The organism is Clostridium fessum (genome assembly GCF_027698965.1).
GTDB lineage: Bacteria > Bacillota > Clostridia > Lachnospirales > Lachnospiraceae > Otoolea > Otoolea fessa.
Genome location: NZ_JAQEQF010000002.1, coordinates 347272 through 368046 on the forward strand (window position 1 = coordinate 347272; position 20775 = coordinate 368046).

Annotated in this window: 19 protein-coding genes; all 19 read right to left on the reverse strand. The window is 41.7% G+C overall.

Translation table 11 applies throughout. The features are described from left to right. Position 1: 1 nt before the first annotated feature. Complete coding sequence (locus PG862_RS04270) at positions 2 to 1258, reverse strand: hypothetical protein (protein ID WP_270706624.1); 1257 nt, start codon at positions 1256 to 1258, stop codon at positions 2 to 4. 20 nt (positions 1259 to 1278) lie between these two features. After that, positions 1279 to 2418: a glycosyltransferase gene (locus PG862_RS04275; RefSeq protein ID WP_118490784.1), complete on the reverse strand. Its 1140-nt coding sequence runs from the start codon at positions 2416 to 2418 to the stop codon at positions 1279 to 1281. After that, the gene (locus PG862_RS04280; protein ID WP_270706625.1) at positions 2415 to 3644 is read right to left on the reverse strand and encodes a Coenzyme F420 hydrogenase/dehydrogenase, beta subunit C-terminal domain; all 1230 of its coding nucleotides are present in this window, start codon (positions 3642 to 3644) and stop codon (positions 2415 to 2417) included. Before PG862_RS04280 ends, PG862_RS04275 begins: the two co-directional genes overlap by 4 nt. A gap of 12 nt (positions 3645 to 3656) precedes the next feature. Continuing rightward, entirely contained in the window at positions 3657 to 4808 is a 1152-nt protein-coding gene (locus PG862_RS04285) for a polysaccharide pyruvyl transferase family protein (protein ID WP_118637166.1), read from the reverse strand. Further along, the gene (locus tag PG862_RS04290; RefSeq protein ID WP_118490778.1) at positions 4805 to 5869 is read right to left on the reverse strand and encodes a glycosyltransferase family 4 protein; all 1065 of its coding nucleotides are present in this window, start codon (positions 5867 to 5869) and stop codon (positions 4805 to 4807) included. Before PG862_RS04290 ends, PG862_RS04285 begins: the two co-directional genes overlap by 4 nt. After that, positions 5866 to 7236 carry an alanine/glycine:cation symporter family protein gene (locus PG862_RS04295; RefSeq protein ID WP_270706626.1) on the reverse strand — a complete coding sequence of 457 codons (1371 nt, stop codon included), beginning with the start codon at positions 7234 to 7236 and terminating at the stop codon, positions 5866 to 5868. The genes PG862_RS04290 and PG862_RS04295 overlap by 4 nt, the downstream gene beginning before the upstream one ends. Positions 7237 to 7255: 19 nt before the next feature. Beyond that, positions 7256 to 8131, reverse strand: coding sequence for an ATP-grasp fold amidoligase family protein (locus PG862_RS04300; protein WP_118637162.1), 876 nt, complete (start codon positions 8129 to 8131; stop codon positions 7256 to 7258). Between the two features lie 2 nt (positions 8132 to 8133). Then, positions 8134 to 8631 carry a PssE/Cps14G family polysaccharide biosynthesis glycosyltransferase gene (gene pssE, locus PG862_RS04305; RefSeq protein ID WP_118490772.1) on the reverse strand — a complete coding sequence of 166 codons (498 nt, stop codon included), beginning with the start codon at positions 8629 to 8631 and terminating at the stop codon, positions 8134 to 8136. Further along, complete coding sequence (pssD, locus tag PG862_RS04310; RefSeq protein WP_118490770.1) at positions 8632 to 9096, reverse strand: PssD/Cps14F family polysaccharide biosynthesis glycosyltransferase; 465 nt, start codon at positions 9094 to 9096, stop codon at positions 8632 to 8634. A gap of 23 nt (positions 9097 to 9119) precedes the next feature. Further along, on the reverse strand, positions 9120 to 9668 hold the full coding sequence (locus PG862_RS04315; protein ID WP_270706630.1) for an LbetaH domain-containing protein: 549 nt from the start codon (positions 9666 to 9668) through the stop codon (positions 9120 to 9122). A gap of 10 nt (positions 9669 to 9678) precedes the next feature. Continuing rightward, the gene (locus PG862_RS04320; RefSeq protein WP_270706632.1) at positions 9679 to 10926 is read right to left on the reverse strand and encodes a nucleotide sugar dehydrogenase; all 1248 of its coding nucleotides are present in this window, start codon (positions 10924 to 10926) and stop codon (positions 9679 to 9681) included. Positions 10927 to 11655: 729 nt separating this feature from the next. Further along, complete coding sequence (locus PG862_RS04325; RefSeq protein WP_270706634.1) at positions 11656 to 13116, reverse strand: sugar transferase; 1461 nt, start codon at positions 13114 to 13116, stop codon at positions 11656 to 11658. A gap of 114 nt (positions 13117 to 13230) precedes the next feature. Beyond that, positions 13231 to 13866: a hypothetical protein gene (locus PG862_RS04330; protein WP_270706636.1), complete on the reverse strand. Its 636-nt coding sequence runs from the start codon at positions 13864 to 13866 to the stop codon at positions 13231 to 13233. Between the two features lie 37 nt (positions 13867 to 13903). After that, entirely contained in the window at positions 13904 to 14932 is a 1029-nt protein-coding gene (locus PG862_RS04335) for an LCP family protein (protein ID WP_117795582.1), read from the reverse strand. Continuing rightward, positions 14929 to 15648: a CpsD/CapB family tyrosine-protein kinase gene (locus PG862_RS04340; protein ID WP_118472777.1), complete on the reverse strand. Its 720-nt coding sequence runs from the start codon at positions 15646 to 15648 to the stop codon at positions 14929 to 14931. Before PG862_RS04340 ends, PG862_RS04335 begins: the two co-directional genes overlap by 4 nt. A gap of 6 nt (positions 15649 to 15654) precedes the next feature. Continuing rightward, complete coding sequence (locus PG862_RS04345; RefSeq protein WP_117795586.1) at positions 15655 to 16446, reverse strand: YveK family protein; 792 nt, start codon at positions 16444 to 16446, stop codon at positions 15655 to 15657. Positions 16447 to 16525: 79 nt separating this feature from the next. After that, on the reverse strand, positions 16526 to 17302 hold the full coding sequence (locus tag PG862_RS04350; protein ID WP_118472775.1) for a CpsB/CapC family capsule biosynthesis tyrosine phosphatase: 777 nt from the start codon (positions 17300 to 17302) through the stop codon (positions 16526 to 16528). Positions 17303 to 17981: 679 nt separating this feature from the next. Continuing rightward, positions 17982 to 19940, reverse strand: coding sequence for a fructose-1,6-bisphosphatase (locus PG862_RS04355; RefSeq protein WP_118523389.1), 1959 nt, complete (start codon positions 19938 to 19940; stop codon positions 17982 to 17984). 291 nt (positions 19941 to 20231) lie between these two features. After that, on the reverse strand, positions 20232 to 20714 hold the full coding sequence (locus PG862_RS04360) for a GNAT family N-acetyltransferase (RefSeq protein WP_270224245.1): 483 nt from the start codon (positions 20712 to 20714) through the stop codon (positions 20232 to 20234). Positions 20715 to 20775: the final 61 nt, after the last annotated feature.

Consider the following 20775-nt stretch of genomic DNA (forward strand, 5'->3'; position numbering starts at 1 on the left):
TCTATTTCTCCTCGTCCAACTCATCATTCAATTTGTGTTCCATATAGCACATAAGAAAGACCATACCCCATGTCCAACTTGGCTTATTCCACCAAAATGTAATATTGTATAGCAAGATTGTCAATGAAATAACAAAGCCAAGAGGCCAATATATATTTTTTATCTTATATAATTTCCAAGCACTTTTATATAATTTATAAAACCACTTGATAACAACACTTGCTCCTAGCAATCCATAAACATATACAAAAGCGAAAATCCCATTGTCCACCAATCCGATTCTTTCGTTTCCCACCGCAATATATGCTGTTGATGCAGTGCCAGAATATCCAATATTAGGATATCCGCATCCAAAAATTAAGGTTGCAGGACTTTGTTTAAGCTGTCTCACAAATTCATCTCTAGCTACTTTTCGGATTGCCATCGTGTCAATACCTGTTGTAGTATTATAAAATTGCATCTGCAAAGCTTCATTAAAACGTTCAAAAAATGCACTATTAATAAATACCACAACTGCAATAACACCAATCAAAATCATACATATTTTTCTAAATGAAAGCCTTTTCATCAGTAATATCATTACTGCATATCCAAGAACTACTGAAGCTAATTCCAATCTTGATTGTCCAATAATCAATTCGTATACAAGTTCTATCGCCACAAAAAACAGATATTTTTTGTTGTTCTCTTCCAGATATTTGCTAAGGCCCAAGAATCCGATAATAACACACATAAAACTGTCTACATATAAGCGTGTCACTCTTGCTGCCTTATATACATGCACAAACTGAACATAATCAATTAAATTCACTTGAAGCCAATAGATTATGACAGAAAGAACTCCACAAAACAGCAGACCGTTAACCACTGTATTGATATCGATTTTATCTAAAGCAATTAGCTTTCGGATAGTAAAATAACTTACTAGTATAAAGATATAATTTCGTTGTGGAGCAAATCCCATTGATAACGGTTGACCAATAAGAAAATTACATTGAACGATTGATATAATCGCCAAAACAATCAATGCACTAACATCGGATGAAAAATACATCCGAACAGATTTTCTATTTAACCTATATCGAATATACAAAAGAACAATTCCTGCCATAAAAAGCAGAAACCAAGTCATCGCATAATTAAGAAATATGATCCTAAATGTATCTGTATTGATTAGATAAAAGCAATGTTCCATCAACACAAAGACAAAGATTATAAAATATGAGTTTAATGATTTTGTTCCCACCTTAATTTCCATAAATTACTTTCCTCTACTGTTTATATTCGCGCAGAATGAACATAAAAATTCTCTAGTTGTTGAGCTGTATTTTTAATGTCGTATCCTGCATCTATTACTTCTGCTCTGCAATCCGAGCGTTTATCACAATCTGGCACAACTTTCAGCATTTGATCTGCCCAATCATTTGGATTCCATCCATGTACACGAATAAACTTCGGTGTAATATCAACTTCATCAACAATAGTGTCTGCACAAATCGTAGGCAATCCAGCAGCTTGTGCTTCTATTGCAACAATTCCAAGACCTTCAAATCTTGATGGGAATATGAACATATCCATAGCCTGTAATATGCCCGGAATATCATACGTCACACCATAGAAAATCACAGAATCTGCAATTCTCATATTTTTTGCCTTATCTTGAATGCTTTGAAGAAGTTCACCCTCTCCAACAAGCAACAATACGCTATTCAGACAGTGTTTGTGAAATTCCGCAAATGCTTCCAGAATAAAATCATGGTTCTTCTGATATACAAAACGACCTACATGACCTACTACAACCTTATCCTGTATACCAAGTTCTTCCCTGATTCTTTTTCTGGCATCTTTATTGTAAGCATACTGCTCAACATCAATACCATTCTTTACTAAGGTATAGTTTCCACTTTCGTACACAGATTTAGGAAACATAAATTTTGCTGACTTTTCTGAAATTGTGAAATAATCCGTTACAACTACCTTCATCAGCAATTTATAAATTGGGATAAAAGCATCTCTCAACGGCTTTTGACTTTGGAAATTATCATTATGCGAGTGCATGACAATCGTTGGAACGCCAGCGATTTTAGCTGCAATCGCTACCATGACATCATATGGTGTTGAAGCATCCACATGAACAACATCATATTGCTCCCGTTTGAACAGGTTGACCATGGCTCTCATTTTGATAAAAAATTTCAAAAAATCATTCTTTATGTTCGCAACATCAATTACCTGTTTTTTTCCACCAAGAGAAATTGCTTTATCCTCTAAAAATTCTTTTTTATTTCTAAAAACCAGATAATCAAATTGAATATTATCTGCTATCAGCTCATTGATCGTAACTGTAAGTTTTGAGATACCTCCGCTTCCCAGAGGTGCCATATGTATAACTTTTACGGTCTTTTGATTATCATTCATTTTCTTTTTCTCCTGTTCATTCTTACCTTTTTCATTGTTCTAAAGAAGAAATGCGAAAATGGCATCTTATGGATAATCGGCTTCAAAGCAGTCGCCATTTTGTCTTTTCTCGATGCAGGCAAATATTTTTGAATCAAATCATCATAAGACATTCGCCCAGAATCTTCAAAAAATTGCGATCTATTTTTCGGTATTTCAAAAGTATAATCTTCTTTATAGATTTTGCTTTTCAAATCATCGTTTTCTAATGTCTCAACATGAATCTTTTTAATCTTTTCCGAACCAATATCATTCAGAAAATCTTCACCTTTTCTTGTATTGATCTGTACAATGGATGTTCCTCTATCATCATCCATTTGCTTAGAGTAGTCACCAATCTGCCAGAAATCTCCAATCGTAAAATCTGACATCTTATTTCTTCCACGATAAACACACTTATAACAGGACGGTCTCAATCCTAGTTTGGAGAACATTGTCTTTGTATATGTTTTAACATCAACAATATCTTCCAATGCCTGTCCATTTTGCAGCATTACCTTAATATTGACACCTGCATATCCATATTTTTTATCGCGGAAATATACTCTTGAAACTTTACTGCCATGTTTTTGAGCAATATCCTGAATCCATTCTTTGTAAAGCCCTGGTGACGGAACACCATAGCAAACCAGATCAACCGTAAGCAAGTGTTCTTTTTCTTTTTTGCCAAGATAATATAGTAAACCTTCTACCTGGCATGGAGTACCTACAAACAAAACTGTTTTATCGCTTGTAATTAGTTCTTGTCTGATTTTTTTGAATGTGTCTTTCAAATCTGACTGAACATATTTCGAGCCATACAAATCATTCAGCTCATCAAACTCCCTTGCTTCCTTATGCACAACAATGGCTGTATCATCAAATCCTGCCGCCCAAATTGTGCCACCTGAAGAAATCACCTGTTCTGCCAACAAACCAAACATACCGCCACTTGTACTAACTTTGCGAACATTCTCATTTATGTTCTGACAAGCGATATATTTAACACGATCTGTTCGTTCTTCCTCATGTTCTGATAACTGTGAGCATATTCTCTCACACAGACCACAATTCACACATGAATCAGCATCAACTACCGGATACAGAAATCCTTCTCCATCACATTGCATTGATATGCAATTTTTCGGACAAACACTCGCACACGCGGTACAGCCGCAACATTTTGTTTTATCAGATATCTGTATCATCTTCTATCTCTCCTACTTCAGAGCTGTCTCCAAGTATTTAATTGAGTCTGCTCTTAATTTTTCCAGTTTTTCTTCAACAGCGTTGTAATTGATGTCCTTTTCGACATTCATAACGTCTCCGCTGTATCTTCTCTCACTAAGCCCCAATAAGGTACAAAGGCTATCAATTCTACTATTTCTTGAATTTGCTCCTGCATTAAAGCGGTTAAACGTCATAAATTTTTTGTGATTCAGAATGCTGAAAACAGAGCCGTGGAAAGAATCTGTCAAAATATACTCAGCATGACGAATCAAATTCACAAAGTCTACTGCATCCATATCGAAGAGCTGAATATCGCCAAAACTCAAATCACATTCCACATAATTATCCAAGAACGGACAAGTAATCAGTTTCAGCCCTGTCTTGTTTTTGAACTCATTAGCAAACTTTCTATGCTCTTCATTTGTTCCCAAAAAATAGCAGAACACATACGGTTCTTCTACAACTTCTTTTTCCGGAAGCATTTGTTTCCATCCCTCTGCGTCAAACAACAGAGTGGGATCGCATACTACCTGCGCTGTTTTCCCTGTTAATTCTTTAATGATTTTTTGTCCAGCAAGTTCTCTGGTACTCAAATGCTGAAAACGGTTCAAATATTTTGCGGTAGCCTTTTTTTGAGAATTTGGAATTTGGCTCACTCCAAAGCTCGTTGCATATGCAATCTTGGACTTATTATCGGGTGCAAACTCAAGCGTGTAGAAATGGCTTCCCAGATTATTCGGCAGCCAAAGCTGGTCACTTCCACAAAGAAATGCATCATAGTTTTTCTTGCATTTTGCCACAAGTGTTTCCCAACCACCATAAGATTCCGAAAACAATGGAGCAAAATACTTGTCTACAAAAGCATCAAAACGTTGATTTCGTTGTTGCACTTGTGCCTGATAAAAAGGTTTGCTTTTTAGTGCATTATCTTTTTGGTTCCCAGAAAGTTTCGATTTCAAAAACGAGATATTAAATAATCTAGGAATTGTTTGAACAATAAAAGTTGGCGTTATTTTTTTTTTATAACGAATTATTTCCGACTTATAACCAAGCTCCTCAACTTTTTTTACTGTGGCAAGCACCTGTAATTGACTTCCGAAATTTTTTGTGTCATAGCATACTGCTAATCCGATTTTTTTCATACTCTTTTCTCCTGCATCACATCAATATAATATTGAGCTATTTCTTGATGCATCGCGTCCATGCTGTACTTTGTATGAATAAGCGCAATATTATTTTTTCCTATTTTTTCTACTGTCTCTTGATTCATACAATATGTTATTAAAGCTTCTGAGAGCTTTTCAGTGTCTCCTGGCTCTATTAATATTCCATTTTCTTCTTTCACTACTTCTGGAATTGCGCCAACCGTTGTGCTTATAATAGCCTTTCCACAAGCCATACCTTCCAAAATCGCCATCGGAAGTCCCTCATTATAAGATGGAAGCACTAATACACTAGATTTTTTTAGCAGTTCTAATTTTTTATCAAAATCAGCCCATCCCACAATAAAGATATTGCTCTTGAGATTTTTTTCCTCAACGATCTGCTTGCATCTGTCAATATCCCCATCGCCAGCCAAATAACATTTAATGTCCGGTATTTGACCCTTAACTCGTTCTATTGCTTTGATGAGGTCATACGTTCCTTTTCTTTCTCCAAGTCGCCCAAGAGATACAAAAGTATGTGGATGATCTTTGACACTCGTTATAGCGGGTTTCAATCTCTCAGTGTCTATACCATTTTCAAGAACAACACAATTTTTTAATCCAAATGTTTCATCAAACTTCTTTTTCCATTCGGCAGACAACGCAATAACCTCATCTGCTTCTTTCAATATTGAAACAATCTTATCCTTTTGATTGCTTTTTTCATAAAAGAGCATATATTCAGCACCGTGAATATGTAAAATTACTTTTTTGCCCCACTTTTTCGCGGCATGAACATACAAACCTTTTCTGAATGTACTTCCGTATGAAGCTGCATGTATATGGTAAATATCATAATTTCTTTTTGTGAAATAAAACCTAATAAATGAAAATAGCGAAAAGAATAAAACCTTTAATTTATTTCCGTCAATATAGGATTCATAAATATCTATATTAAATTTAGAATTTAATGTCTTATCTTTTTCAATTTCTTCTATAACCGTTGCCATTCCACCCTTTGATCTTGTCGGACTTGGCCCAACTACCAAAATTCTCATTTTTTTATTTTCTCCACATTGTTTCTCTTAAAATAATCATTTTTCATTTTAACGGCTTCATTACTCAACAAAATAATACCAATAAGATTAGGAATTATCATCAATCCGTTAAATGTATCGGCCAAATCCCATGCAAAGCCGAGTGTACTTTGTGATCCAATTAGAATAATAACAACCCATAACGCCTTGATAATCGGCTTTATCTTCTGTCCAAAAATATATTCTCCAGCTCTTTCTGCATAGGTGTAATAACTAATCAAACATGAAAATCCAAAAAGAACAACCGAAGCCAGACAAATAAATCCACCAATTCCGCCAGGTAAAAGTGAATCAAAAGCTCTCATCGTCAGCACCGCACCATCAAGACCACTACTCCATAATCCCGAAAGTACAATTGCAATTCCGGTTACACTACAAATAAATACAGTATCAAGAAATACTTCAACTGGTCCCCATACAGCTTGTTCAATGGGATCGTTTACTTTTGCACCACAATGCACCATTGCCGCAGTTCCCAACCCAGCCTCATTAGAATAAATACCTCTCGCAATACCATATCTCATGCATACAAATACCGAACCCACAATTCCGCCAGTTGCCGCTTTCGGATTAAATGCTGCTGTAATAATTTCTACGATTGCTCCCGGAACCTGAGTAATATGAACAATCATGATTAGCAGCCCAGCAAGAATATACGCTCCGCCCATAAAAGGTGCAACAACCTCACAGACATGACCAATTCTTCCAATTCCACCAAATACAATAATCCCGACCAATACTGCTAAAATCACTCCAGTTACTACTGTCGGGATACTATATCGTTCATTTAATGTCAATGCAATTGTATTGGTATCAACCACACCAGATATAACAAATGCAAACGGAATAACCAAAATCGAAAACAGAATACCAAGCCATTTTTGGTGCAAGCCGTCTGCCAAATAATACATTGCACCGCCGCTGACCGTCCCATCCTTATGTATTTTACGATATTTAATACCCAGTGCAATCTCAGCAAATTTAGTTGCCATACCGACAAAAGCCGCTAAAATCATCCATACAAGTGCTCCCGGTCCGCCCATAACAATTGCCGTTGCTGCACCTGCAATATTTCCGGAACCAACTATCGCAGATACCGATGTCATCGCCGCTTGAAAACTCGTAAGTTCGCCTTGTGCGGTCGGCCCTTCATCCTTTTTCTTAAAAGCCTTTATAATTGTTTGCTTCACAAGCCATGCTGGATGGCGAAACTGCATAAATCCGAATCGGACTGTATAATAGACACCAGTTCCAAGAATCAGAAGCATAATGGGAACGCCCCATACAATTCCATTCACAAAATCATTAATCTTAATAAGTGTTTCCACAATAAACCTCTCTTAAATTTTATTTTTCCTGTAACACACGGCCCAATTTAATTCTTTTAGCCATTTCAAGATCAAACGAGCGTGGGGTAAACGGATCAGATCCTGCTCCATCTGTAAATGTCAACTCACCAAAATAAATGTGGTCGTTTGCCATGTACAAATCCACCCTTACAAACTGGAATGGTTTTGCCAGCTTTCGTACCACATCTATCATTTCAGGAAAATTTTTCCCTTGTGGCAGAACATAATCACTATTTTTTACTCCACCGTTAATAATACCCTCTAATTTATTTCCGTCCATATCGTACATATCAACAGTTTCATCTGTATAACGGTCTGTAAAAACGCCATAATAGAGAGGTTCTCCATCATAGCAGTAAAACTTATAATCTCTTAACGCTCCCGATTCATCTTCCAAATATTCTTCTGCAATTATTCTATTCTTCACGCCTTTATATTGTGGTTCTTTTTTCATCTTGTAAAAATCATCTTTCAACCACTTATTCATCGTAGTAGCGGCATTCTTTTTATTAAGAGAATTTTTATCTTTGCAAATAAGAACCGCACCACTTCCATTTGTGCACTTAAGTACAAATTTATTAGGCAACCTATCATAGTTGATTTCATCCGATCCGTTATAAACGCCATACAATTTATTCAAGTACTTATTCCCAACAGTTTTCTCTACAAAATCTCTGACTTCATATTTATCAACATACCGACTTAGCTCATCAAGATGCCCGTATAATTTCAACCACTGAATTTTTTCGCCAAAATACTGCGGATTTTTCAAATTCAGTATTTTTTGATATCCTCTAAAGTAAATCAGGTAAAGAGCCGGCTTATCCGGCAAAACACGCAGAATATTTCTATATAAATTTTTCGCAAATCCCATAATTATCTCCTCAATGTTTCTATATAATTTTCAATGCTTTTTACGATAGTATTAGTATTCGATTCGTATTCCGAATACTCTGTATGTTTCACTGTTTCTATTGCCTCTGCTAATTCATTTGTGTCTCCGCACGGACAAATCAGATTCAGATCATCAAACTGTTTAACCAACTGAAGCTGGTGGTCATCAACGTGTTCTCCATATTTTGCAAGACGTGGAACAGCAATGACTTTCTTTCCTTTTTTTACTGCACCAATAATCGCACCCGTTCCACCATGAGTAATCACTATATCCGCTTTACCCATTTCCACGCTAAATTCTTCTCTGTCCATGAAATTATTATAGCGATAATTTTGGGGAACATAATCGCTGTAACCAATCTGCGCAAATACATCTTTTCCGCAAATGATTTCTTTTTCACACAGCTTATCCACAGCTATAAGCAATCTATTGAATTGAAATTTCTGGGACCCCAATGTTATAAAAATTTTCTCTGCCATTTAATAGATTCCTCCTAAATATATCGCTTTAGGATAGAACTTCAGCATCGGTTTCCACTGCACATAGAATTGATCGGCAAACTTGTAAAGTAGCTTTCCTGTTTCAGTGGGCGAAGTCACCTTTGCAAATGATTCTATATAAATAAGCTTTTTCCCCATAAGTTTTGCAATAAGGCAAATTGGAATCATCGCCAGAACGCCCGTACAGATAACCACATCTGGCTTTTCTTTCCTATAAATACCAATGGACTTCCATGTATTTACAATCATTTGCCAGACAAAATCTTTTTCCCGGCGGTTCACTTGATTCATGTAGTATGTTTTTTCGCCTTTTGCCTTTGCGCTATAATCTGTTTTTTCGGTTATAACAAAACTGTCATATTTTTCCATCAAAGGTTTTAACATCATTAGCTGCTCATAATGTCCACCCGATGAAGCCGCAAAACATATTTTTTTATCTTTCATACTTCATCTTCCAAATTTCTATATTATTCTCTAAACCACACATTTCCGTGGTCACTTACTCGTATTGCAGGATTTCCCGCTATTGTACAGTTACCCTTTTCAAACGATTTATTTACGATTGCACCAGCACCAATCATCATATTATCGCCAAGAGTTATCTTGCCAAACATTTTGACACCTGGTCCAATCCAAACATTATCTCCAATTACCGGAACAGAGCCTTTTTCGATATTTTGTCCAATGTTCACACCTTGGTGAATATCACACCATTCTCCAATCCTTGCCAACGGATGCACTACAATCAGACCATAGTGATTTATTTTCAGCCCCCCCCCGAAACAGTTGCATGGAATTGAAAACCCCAATTTTAATCCTAGCTGCTTATGTCGCCATTTCCAAAAAAGTCCAGCCAATTTGTTCTTTTGAGTATTTCTATAAAATTCATCCATCCTCAAAGCGATTTCAAATTTCCATACTTCATCTCCAATAATGGACGGTCTGCTTTTCTTCATCCCCAAAGCTCGTTTATCTTTATCCAGACAATCTTGTAAATCATCTCGTGTTTTTATCATGACTTTTTCCTCAATCTCTCTGGAAAATATCTCTCGTGTAAACTTTCTCTTTTACATCATCCAGGCACTTGTCATAGCGGTTCGCAATGATGGCGTGGCTCATTTCCTTGAACTTTGCCAGATTGTTGACCACCACAGAGCCAAAGAATGTCTCTCCGTCCTTCAGAGTCGGCTCATAGATAATGACTGTTGCGCCCTTTGCCTTCACACGCTTCATAACCCCCTGAATAGAACTCTGACGGAAGTTGTCGGAGTTAGATTTCATCGTCAAGCGGTAAACGCCAATCGTGACGGATTTCTCCTTGTCCTCATCGAACTCATTCTCTGCATCATATCCATAGTAGCCAGCCAGCTTCAGAACGCGGTCTGCAATAAATTCCTTACGAGTACGATTAGATTCCACGATTGCTTCAATCAGATTTTCCGGCACATCGGCATAGTTAGCCAAAAGCTGCTTGGTGTCTTTCGGCAGGCAATATCCACCATAGCCAAAGCTTGGATTGTTGTAGTGACTACCGATACGCGGATCAAGGCAGACACCATCAATGATCTGCTGGGTGTTCAGCCCCTTGCTTTCTGCGTAGGTGTCCAGCTCATTGAAGTAAGCCACGCGCAGAGCCAAATAGGTGTTAGCGAACAGCTTGACCGCCTCGGCCTCAGTGAAGCCCATGAACAGCGTGTCAATATTCTCCTTGATTGCACCTTCCTGGAGCAGACCAGCAAACTCATGTGCGGCTTTCACCAGACGTTCATCGTTCGGGTCAGTACCCACAATGATACGAGAAGGATACAGGTTATCGTAAAGGGCTTTAGATTCACGCAGGAACTCCGGGCTGAAAATGATATTCTTGCTGTTGAACTTTTCTCTTGCACTTGCCGTATAGCCCACAGGAATTGTAGACTTGATAACCATAATGGCATTAGGGTTATATTCCATGACCAGCTTGATTACAGCTTCAACCGCAGACGTATCAAAGTGCTGGGTGTGGCTATCGTAATTTGTGGGGGCGGCTATTACAACAAAATCTGCATCGGAGTATGCTTCCTTTGCATCCAGAGTTGCGGTTAAATTCAAGTCCTTTTCTGCCAAGTATTTTTCAATATAATCATCCTGAATCGGAGATTTCTTGTTGTTGATCATATCGACCTTAGCCTGCACAATATCGACTGCAACCACCTGATGATACCGGCTCAGAAGCACTCCCAGCGAAAGCCCTACGTATCCCGTGCCGGCCACAGCGATTTTATAATTTCTCATAGTTCTGTTCTCCCTCACCAATTTTTTATTTGATAAAACAGCAAACAAGCCCACGGCGGATTGCTCAATGGCAATCCACCGTAGGCTCGATTCGTTCTCCTTAATTTTTTACTTGCTGCTCATTTTGTGGGTCAAAACAGAGCTGCACCAAAACCTCCCACCTATAACCTCTGGATTTCAGCTTCTCCGCAGCCTGTCAGCAAATAAACACTTTTGTCGAACGAGTCGAGCCGTCGAAATCCTTTATTTATCGTGGTTTTTCTTGGTTGACCCTATTATATCTCCATCCCCAGTGCCAGCAACAGCGATTTTGAAATTCTTCATAATATTTACTCCTCCGGTCTTCCTTGGACCCAATTCCCTCAAAAGGTGTTTTTATCTATGTACACATCCCGAAGGATGGTATTTCTTGCCAATCGTATTCTTTTACCCCTCAACTTACTTCACAGCACAACAACAAGCCTGTATACAGATTGCAACAACAATCTATACGCAGGCTTGTCCTCGTACCTCCTTATTCTGTTTTCTGCTCTATCAGCTTTCGCTGTGGTGGGTTAAGTATAGAGCGCAGCCAGAAGCCATTAACCCCTGAAAGCACGCTGGCCGTAACGCACCATGACAGGCAGAAACAAGTTGAGGTGAAAAGGTCAAGCCGCGCAAACCCGCATGAAATCAGGCTTTTCTCTGCTCTCAATCGAAGCCATCCACTTATGGATAACTTGTCCCCCCTTACACCGCCCCATCTCTCCTCAAAACCACCATCACCGTCTTCATCAGAATCTTTATATCCATTCCGATATTCCAATTAGTGATATACTCCCGGTCGAGGCGGACAACTTCTTCGAAGTCCGTGATTTCACTTCGGCCGCTGACCTGCCACATACCGGTAATACCCGGCTTGATCGCCAGTCTGGCTTTATGGTGCAATTCATAGAGATTGGTCTCTGAAATCAGCGGCGGGCGGGTGCCTACAAGCGACATATCCCCTTTCAGCACATTGAAAAACTGAGGAAATTCATCCAGACTTGTCCGGCGGATAAATTCACCGATTCCGGTCTTATGGCTTCCATCCGGCATGATTTGATTTCCGATCACGCGCGGGTCGAAATCAAGCTTGAACATCTTTCCATCGCCCAGCTTATTTTCTTTCATCAGCTCATCACGGCGTGCTTCGGCGTCCATGTACATACTTCTGAATTTGTACATTTTAAACCGTTTTCCGTTTTTTCCGACTCTTTCCTGGGTAAAAAAGATCGGTCCCGGTGATGACAGATAAATCGCAGGTGCAAGAAATAAAAAGAGTACCGCCGTCAATGCACAGCCGATCAGTCCGCCTATGACATCCATCATCCGTTTGAGAAAAAGCTGGAAAGACGACGCATAATTGATGCTCGTTGTCAGCACGGTATACGGTCCTATTTTCTCCACAAACTGTCTCTTTCCCGGCACACTTGTCACTTTTGCAAGGTTCAGATGCACCGTTACGCCGGTTTCTGTCAGCTGGTTCAGCAGCTTATCCGGATATGGCACCATCTCTGAGGTTACAACAATAACCTCATCAATCCATCCCTGGCAGACATAATGGGGAAGTTCTTCCTCATCCACTATCACGGGAATTTCTTCGATTTTTTCTCCTACATGCGATTCGTGATCTCCGATCAGGCAGACCCCCGCAATCATGTATTGTGCATAATTGTTTTCCTTGATCGTTTTGACCGTCCGTCCGGCTATGTCCTCATTTGTCACAATCATCAGAACGCGCTTGTTTCCATCGACTGTTTTTTTTCGCTGCAGATGCCATTTCCAGCATTCACGCACACTATACGCGGTTCCGATATAGAAGACAGCCGTCAGCATCAAAGCCAGTCTGGAATACTTCTGCCCTTCCTGCAGAAGGAACAGATATAAAAGAGCACTGCCTTCTATAAAAACGGCCTGCTTGACAGCTACTATAAATTCCACAAAATGGTCTCTTCTTATGACTCCCCGCATTGTCTCCCGGCAAACCAGCAAAATCAGATCCATCATTCCTAAAAAAATCGCCATATTCCGATACAAAATCGGTGTGTATATATCCCATCCATACCCACTGCATGCATAGGCAAGTATTAATGCCGCCTGCAGAGAAATCACATCCAGGATGATGAAATCGATATGCTTCATCCATCCGCCTGAATTTCTTCTGTACATATCTACCGCTCCCCCCGTCAATGCCTATTGCAATCGACTTTGTAAATCAGCCTCTCAAGGTACCGGCAGGTACCTCTCTTACCAGGTACCTGCCGGCTTCCGCGGCCTTATCAATTAGTTCTTATGAACTAATGTAAAGACTGCATTGCCCGGAATTGTTACATTAACAGAGTTTGTTGCATGATCAATCCCGTTGACCGGAGCTAATTCCCACTTATGATTGGTTTCACTGTAGTAGTAGATTTCTACATTCTGAACATCACCCAGAGCTGCTACTGCAATATTTACCGTGACCGGATCACTCACTGCAACGCCATTTGCATCGGTTGTCATGAGCTGCTGTGCCGGCATAAGCGGAGAATATCCAACCAGTGCCGGATCACCCGTTACACGATACAGCGGAACACCTGCATTGATCTCAAACACTTTTTCTGCAACAGCCCAGCTATTGCCGTCTTTGATCTGCTGATCGGATGCGAACCCAACCGAACTGCCATTTGCAGTATTTCCCTGCGAAACAGTAATACCGTTGGAACCATTCTGACCACTATTCTTGATACCCGTAGATGTCTTGTTGGTAATGGTTCCCGCATTTACATTGAGACCTGCGCTCTTGGAAGAGGCAGAACCTGAACTGCTTCCTCCGTGACTGACTGTCACATTTGTGTTCGGGCTCGCTGCCATTGCCAGTGTGCCCGGCACTGCCATGATTGCTGCTGCCATCATGAGTGCTGCGTACTTCTTTTTCATTTGAACCTTCCTTTCCGGCTTTCAAAGCCTTTGCTTTTTAAGCTTTTTCTTTATAAAAAAGATTGATGACAATCTCTTTTAGCTCATCCATATCTGGGTAAAACTCTTCGAATTTTCCCTGATATATTTTTCCCGACAGTTCAATAAAATCACCGTCTTCCATGGCATCCGGACTGTTCAAAAGCGCCAGTCCCATGTCCATGTACTGGTCCTTCGCCATGTTGGTGATCGCCAATTTCTGTATTCCATCCACCAGCCGGGTTATGGTGGTTTTGTCTGCCGCCTGACTTTCCTTTGCCTTCTGAATAAACGCTTTCAGATATCCTTTCTGCCGGTGAAGACGAATACTTGCGGACCCCTCTTCGTCCACATCCCGGAAGCGGACATATTTTTCTGTCAGATCTCCGGTCAGGTTGACTGTTTCTCCCATCTTGAAATCTTCTGGATACTGGTTTGCGACCATCTCATCATCCACGGTAACCGGCACACCACCGACTGCATCATTAAAATAGGAAATCGAATCCATATTGACTGCAAAGTATCCGTCGATCTTAAGACCAAATAAAAGTTTAGAAAGGGCTTCTGCTGTCAGTTCACAGCTTTCTTCCCGCCCATCTCCAAACGCATACGCCAGCGTCAGCTGCTGTGTCTCGGTCCCCAGAGGTTCCCCAAAATAGTCAAATACCTCTATCTCCGTCATTGTATTTCTTGGAATCAGTACAATCTGAGCCTGATCTCTGGACGCGTCCTCGGCGATCAGAAAGATGGCATCGGCATCGCCGCCTTTTCCCGAAACTGCCTGTGATGCCATCTCGCCCTTCGTATCAATACCCATACAAAGAATGGCTCTCATCGCTGTATTCCGGCGATATTTCTTTCCATTCCAGGTCAAAATCCCATTTTTCTGGTCTTCTGCATCCTCGTTTTCCTGCTGCCCACGTGCTTCCATCTCCTGCACGGCTGCTTCTCTCTCTTCATATCTGTAATACGCATGGATACCGAATCCCACGCAGGCGATTCCCACCGCCGCTCCGGCAATCCATCGAATCATATTCTGCTTTTTCATTTATCCGACTCGTTTTCGTAATATTTACTATATTTGGAATATTTTCCATAATATCTATGATAGTATCCGCTGCCTGCCATATCGACACGATTCAGTACGGCTCCTAAAATCCGGCAGCCTGTCCGCTCAAGCTGGTTTTTTGCTTTCTGCACCAGGCGATAACTGAGCGCCCCGCTTTCAACTACGAGGATAGCTCCGTCACAGCGCTGGGAAATAATAGCTGCGTCAATGACACTTCCAAGAGGCGGCGTATCAATGATGATCGTATCATATTCATTTCTTGCCCATTCAACCAGCCGCGCAAATGCGTCCTCTCCCAGCAATTCCGCCGGATTCGGCGCCATCGGGCCAGAGAAAATGATGTCAAGATTTGGCAGATTGGTATGATACAGAATATCCCCCAGCAGTTTCTGTCCTGTCAGGTACTGCGTCAGACCGTAAATCTGCTGCCCGAATCCGAAGCGGGATACCAGCACGGATTTACGGATATCGGCATCAATAAATAAAACTCGTCCCTCTGTCTGTGCCATTGAAATCGCCAGCTGGGAAGATGTCTCACTTTTTCCCTCATCCGGCATCGTGCTGGTCAGCATGATCACTTTCAATCCACTGCCCGAAAACTGAATGTTGGTACGGAGTGTTTTCATTGCTTCCTCATATTGATAGTCTTTTTTTTCATCCTGTGTAACCGGGATGAACAGATTCTGGTTTGCCATGCTCTCCTACCTTCTTTCGTTTTTCTCTTTTCCGGCAAATGGATTGATGATATCCCAGATGCCGGAGGTACGTTTTACTTTTTTCTCGCCTCTTCCGTGAATCTTGCTCTCCGGAATCACAGCCAGTACCGGCAGTTCCAGATATTTCTCCACATCTTCCTCTGACTGAATCGTATCATTCAAAATAACAGTCAGGCTGATGTATGCACACACCAAAAAGGCTGCTATCAAAGCGCCAATCGCAGCATTTTTGGTATTGCTCGGACTGGTCTTTTTAACAGCTACCTCACCGCTCTCGATGAGTTTCGGCGGTGTCATCTCCATGATTTCTCCTACATAGTCCGATGCCACTTCTGCCGTCGTATCAACGATCTTTTTTGCCATTTCCGCATCCGGATCCTGCGCTGAAATGCTCAGAATACGTGTATCTTTCGGATTCTCCACTTCAATCTTCTTAACCAGCTTTTTATAGTCCATGTCCAGATGAAGTTTATCGACTACCTCTTCCATGACCGAGCGGCCGGTAATGATCGTCTTGTAATCCTGCGTCAGCTGCGTGCCAATCTGCAGGTCGGCCAACGATGTCAGCGTTGTTTCTTTTGTCAGTACATAGATTTTTGCGGTTGAAGTGTACTGCGGTGTGAGCAAAAAGTAACTATATGCCCCTCCAATTGCTCCTCCAATCACAAGCGCTCCGATGATAATCCAGAGTTTCCGGAGCAATGCATACAAAATCTCTCCGACATCAATTACATCCTCATCATCCCACGCCTGTTTTTGACTCTCTTTCGTTTCCATACCTTACAAATTTCCTTTTCTTTCTTTTTTTCTGACCGGCATTCTGCCAATCTGTTTCAGATGTATTTTAGAGTTCCTCTTATAATCGTTCATCCAGGATTATTTTTTCTGGATTCTCCACTGACAATTGTCTGGCCAATGTATCCCCGCCTTTTTTTCGGATCCAGGCAAGTGCCCTGTCACTGTCCGGTGCACGGTGATGAACCCCATGCATATCGGTTCCCAGAAAACTGATATATCCCGCCAGCAGCACTTTACGGCACCAGCGCCGTTCCAGTCTCTCACGTAAATTCCAGACATTTCTAAGCTTTATCAGACTTCCGTAATTCATCTGAAGATAAGCGCCCTCCCTCTGAAGCTCTGTCAGACGTCCTGTCTTTCTTAGACACTGATAACGCTCAATATGCGCCAGCACTGGGAAATATCCCGCCAGCAGCAGCTCCCGGACTGCATTCTGTATCTGGCTCCACTGCGACTGGGGAAGGAATTCTACCAGAACATAATGACTTCCCGCCAGTGTCAGCAGTTCTCCCCTCTGAAGCATATCAGCCATGCCTTCAAAATATTGTATTTCCTGCCCGCTATACAGTCGCAGCTCCGGCATCACCTTCTGAACCGCTTTTGCCATCTGCTCCATAAGTCTCTGTATCTGTTCCGGTTTTGTCCGCCAGTGATAGACGGTATAATGAGGGGTTGCTATCACATTGCGCACACCTTGCTGATATGATTTCCGAAGCATCCGAACACTGGCGCTTATGCTTTTCGAGCCATCATCAAGTCCCGGAAGAACGTGTGTATGTATGTCCGAAATTCTTTGTTCTTTTTTTTTCGGCTCTTCCTGCGATTTTTGCAACATTCTATTCTCTCCCTTCGCTCTCAGCGCCGCTTTGTTCTCCATGATATTTTTTTAGGAATGTATCATAATACTGTTTTTCTGCATTCGCGCCCTTGTTTCTCCCGTCAGATCCAGCCATCCATGCGTCTGCCTTTTTCTGCGATAACAGCCGCAGCTTTTTGTATGTCCACTTTTTAAATGCGTTCCGTAAACCAGACAGATGTTTCCGCAATCGCATTGGCACACCCAGTATCGGTGAACTCCTGTCTTCTTCTCGCTCTGTCTTATAATCAAAAGATGTCCATATTTCCGCCAACCAGATTTTCCTGCTTTATATATGTCCCTGTATATGACATAATATGTATTATGTCATTGCTGCATTCCTTTTTTTTATAAATTTTTTATTATTGTACTATAAAATATTACAAACTACAACCGCAACGCAAACTGGAATATTGCGTTTTTTTTGTTTTGAAAATAATGTAATCAGAAAATCAACGTTTTCCTTTTTTCTTTTCTCTCATCGGCTGTAAAAGTCCTCATATCACGGCACACTGTATATGACATGATACATATTATGTCATTGCCGTATTCCTTTTCATTTTACACTCTCTGATTTCTGAATATTTGCCTCTACAGCATTCACTGCAATCGGATCACTTACGTGATTTCCATTTGCATCCGTTGTCTGGCGAATGATCTACCGCGTAAATTTCTCCGCGATCGCACCGCTATAGTACGCATTCAGCAGTTTTTCCAGATCTTTGATCTTCTCTTTCAGTTCCCGTCCGATATCGGTATCCCCGACGCACTTGCGCTCCGGCACCCATTTGACCATACGGCTCTCGGAATGGATATCACTCTCCTTCTCGATCGCCGCCTCGGTGGACTCAAACGGATCGTGCGCTGCCAGAATCAGACCGTAGGAGTTGTAAATCAGCGTATACCCCGCGATACCGGTTTCTTTCTGATATGCCCTTGAGAAACCACCGTCGATGACGAGAAGCTTACCGCCGCATTTGAGCGGGCTCTCGCCGTCTTTGGATTTGACCGGGACGTGACCGTTGATGATGTGCGCGCCCTCCGGCTCCAGACCAAACTCACGGAGAATGCGGTCAAGCACTTCCTCATTTTCCAGCATATCGTAATACGGATTTTTTACTTCTTTATGTGTCTCTTTTTCTGCCAGAAAATAGCGCTCAAACGTTGCCATCTTGTCCTTGCCGAACAGCGGGGAATTTTCATTCAGCCAGATATACCACATCATGTCCCTGCCTTTTTCCCGCTCTGCCTTATCGACCGCGACAAACCCCTTGCGGACATAATTGTCCAGAATATCGTATAGCGCCTTTCCCTTATATTGCTTGCCGTAGATCTCTACCTCCTTGAAGGTACCGTCCTTATTTAACGGAACGCAGCCATGGTAGAGAAGATTGTTGTTGTATACTTTATAGAGACTTCCCTTCGCCAGCAGAAACTTCATATGCTGCTGCAGCTTCTCGCAGTTCATGAACGCACGTTCCAGACGTTCCATGATATCCGCTTCTTCTGGTGTAAATGCATATGGATCCTTTGGATCCACCGTCGGGAAATTCATATCAAGCATCTTGTACTCTCTGCCATCCATTTCCAGAACGCCGCGTTCAAAATCAATATGATGCAGAAGATTTCGTTTCTCCAGACCAAATTCCGGATGGCGCTTGATGATCTGCCCTTCCGCCTTGAACTGGATGATCGAGATCGCCTTGTGCATCTTCTGGTTCATCTCGCGCTCAGACGCACTGTAAGAGTCACTGCCCTTTAACTGGAAGCAGGTGCACGGGTCATCCCCATATGTATTGATCGCAAAGGTTGCCAATGGAAGAAGGTTGATGCCGTAACCATCCTCCAAAATATCCAGGTTTCCATATCTCGCGCAGATACGGATTGCGTTTGCAATACACCCCATCTGTCCCGCTGCCGCGCCCATCCAGAGCACATCGTGATTGCCCCACTGGACATCAATCGAGTGATAGGTCATCATCTTGTCCATGATGATATGCGGTCCCGGACCCCTGTCATAGATATCGCCTACGATATGAAGATGATCGACCGTCAGGCGCTGAATCAGCTCGCTTAGCGCTATAATAAAGGCTTTCGCCCGTCCCACACGGACAATCGTCTGGACGATGGCATCGTAGTAGGATTCCTTGTCCTGCAGATCACCGCGCTCAGTCAGAAGTTCTTCCAGCACATAGGCAAATTCCTTCGGAAGCGCCTTGCGGATCTTCGAACGCGTGTACTTGCTCGCTGCCCGGCGGCAGACCGCAATCAGACGATAGAGTGTGATCTTATACCAGTCATCCGGGTTCTTCTCCGTCTGCAGAATCCGGCTCATTTTCTCCGCCGGATAGTAAATAAGGGTTGCCAGTGACTGCTTATCCTGACGGCTCAGGGTATTTCCAAATACATCGTCAATCTTTCGCTTGACGGAACCGGAACCATTTTTCAATACATGAGAAAATGCCTCGTATTCCCCATGGATATCGGTCAGGAAATGTTCCGTTCCTTTCGGCAGATTTAAGATCGATTCCAGATTGATGATCTCCGTCGATGCCGCTGCAATCGTCGGGTAAAGCTCTGCCAGTCGATCCAGATAACGCGCCTGCAATGATTTCATGTTTTCTCTAACCCCTCCTGTTTGCGGACGCCCCTTTTGACCCTTTTTCACCCAATCCCGTGCGCCTGCTTCCGATGCCCGTTATGCATATAAAACACACGCAAAAGATACACGCAGAAAGATGGAAAAGAATTTGTAATGCTTGTTGCAAACAATTACAAAAAATCGAAATGGCGTCTCATTTTTAATTCTGATACTTGTATCTTATCACACTTCTATTAAAAACGCCATTTCGATTCCTATAATAAGTATTATTAGTATTTGCGGGCAATCACGTATTTCTTCTTAAATTTAAAACTTATACCGCATCTGATACCAGATCACGTTTCCATGCACCGATTCCGAGATCCCCTCATTCACAAATCCAAACTTGGCATAATAGGCTATCAATTTTTCCTTGCACGTCAACACAAGTCCCTTCCTCCCCTGTTTTCTGGCATCCTCGATGGCGCACTGGAGCAACTGTCCCGCATAGCCATGTTTCCGGTATGCCGGGATCGTATTGACACCAAAAATCATCTGCCATGCGCCGTTTTCATCGTGCATTTCTGCCCGTTCGTACATCTCATCCGTCAGATCCGGCTTGTCTGTGACGAAGCCGTCCACAAACACAATCAGCTTTTCGCCTTCAAACATGAGCCAAAAATGATTTCCATAATACTTAATTCTCTCCTCAAACTCCTCTTTCGTTGCGGCTTCCGCTGCCGGAAAGCATTCTGCTTCCACGGCTGCAATCTGAGCCAGATCTGCTATTGTCGCTGTTCTTATCTCCATAATATCTCGTATCATCCAATTATCCTCGTTCGAGGATAAAAAAATAATCTCCTTTCTCTCT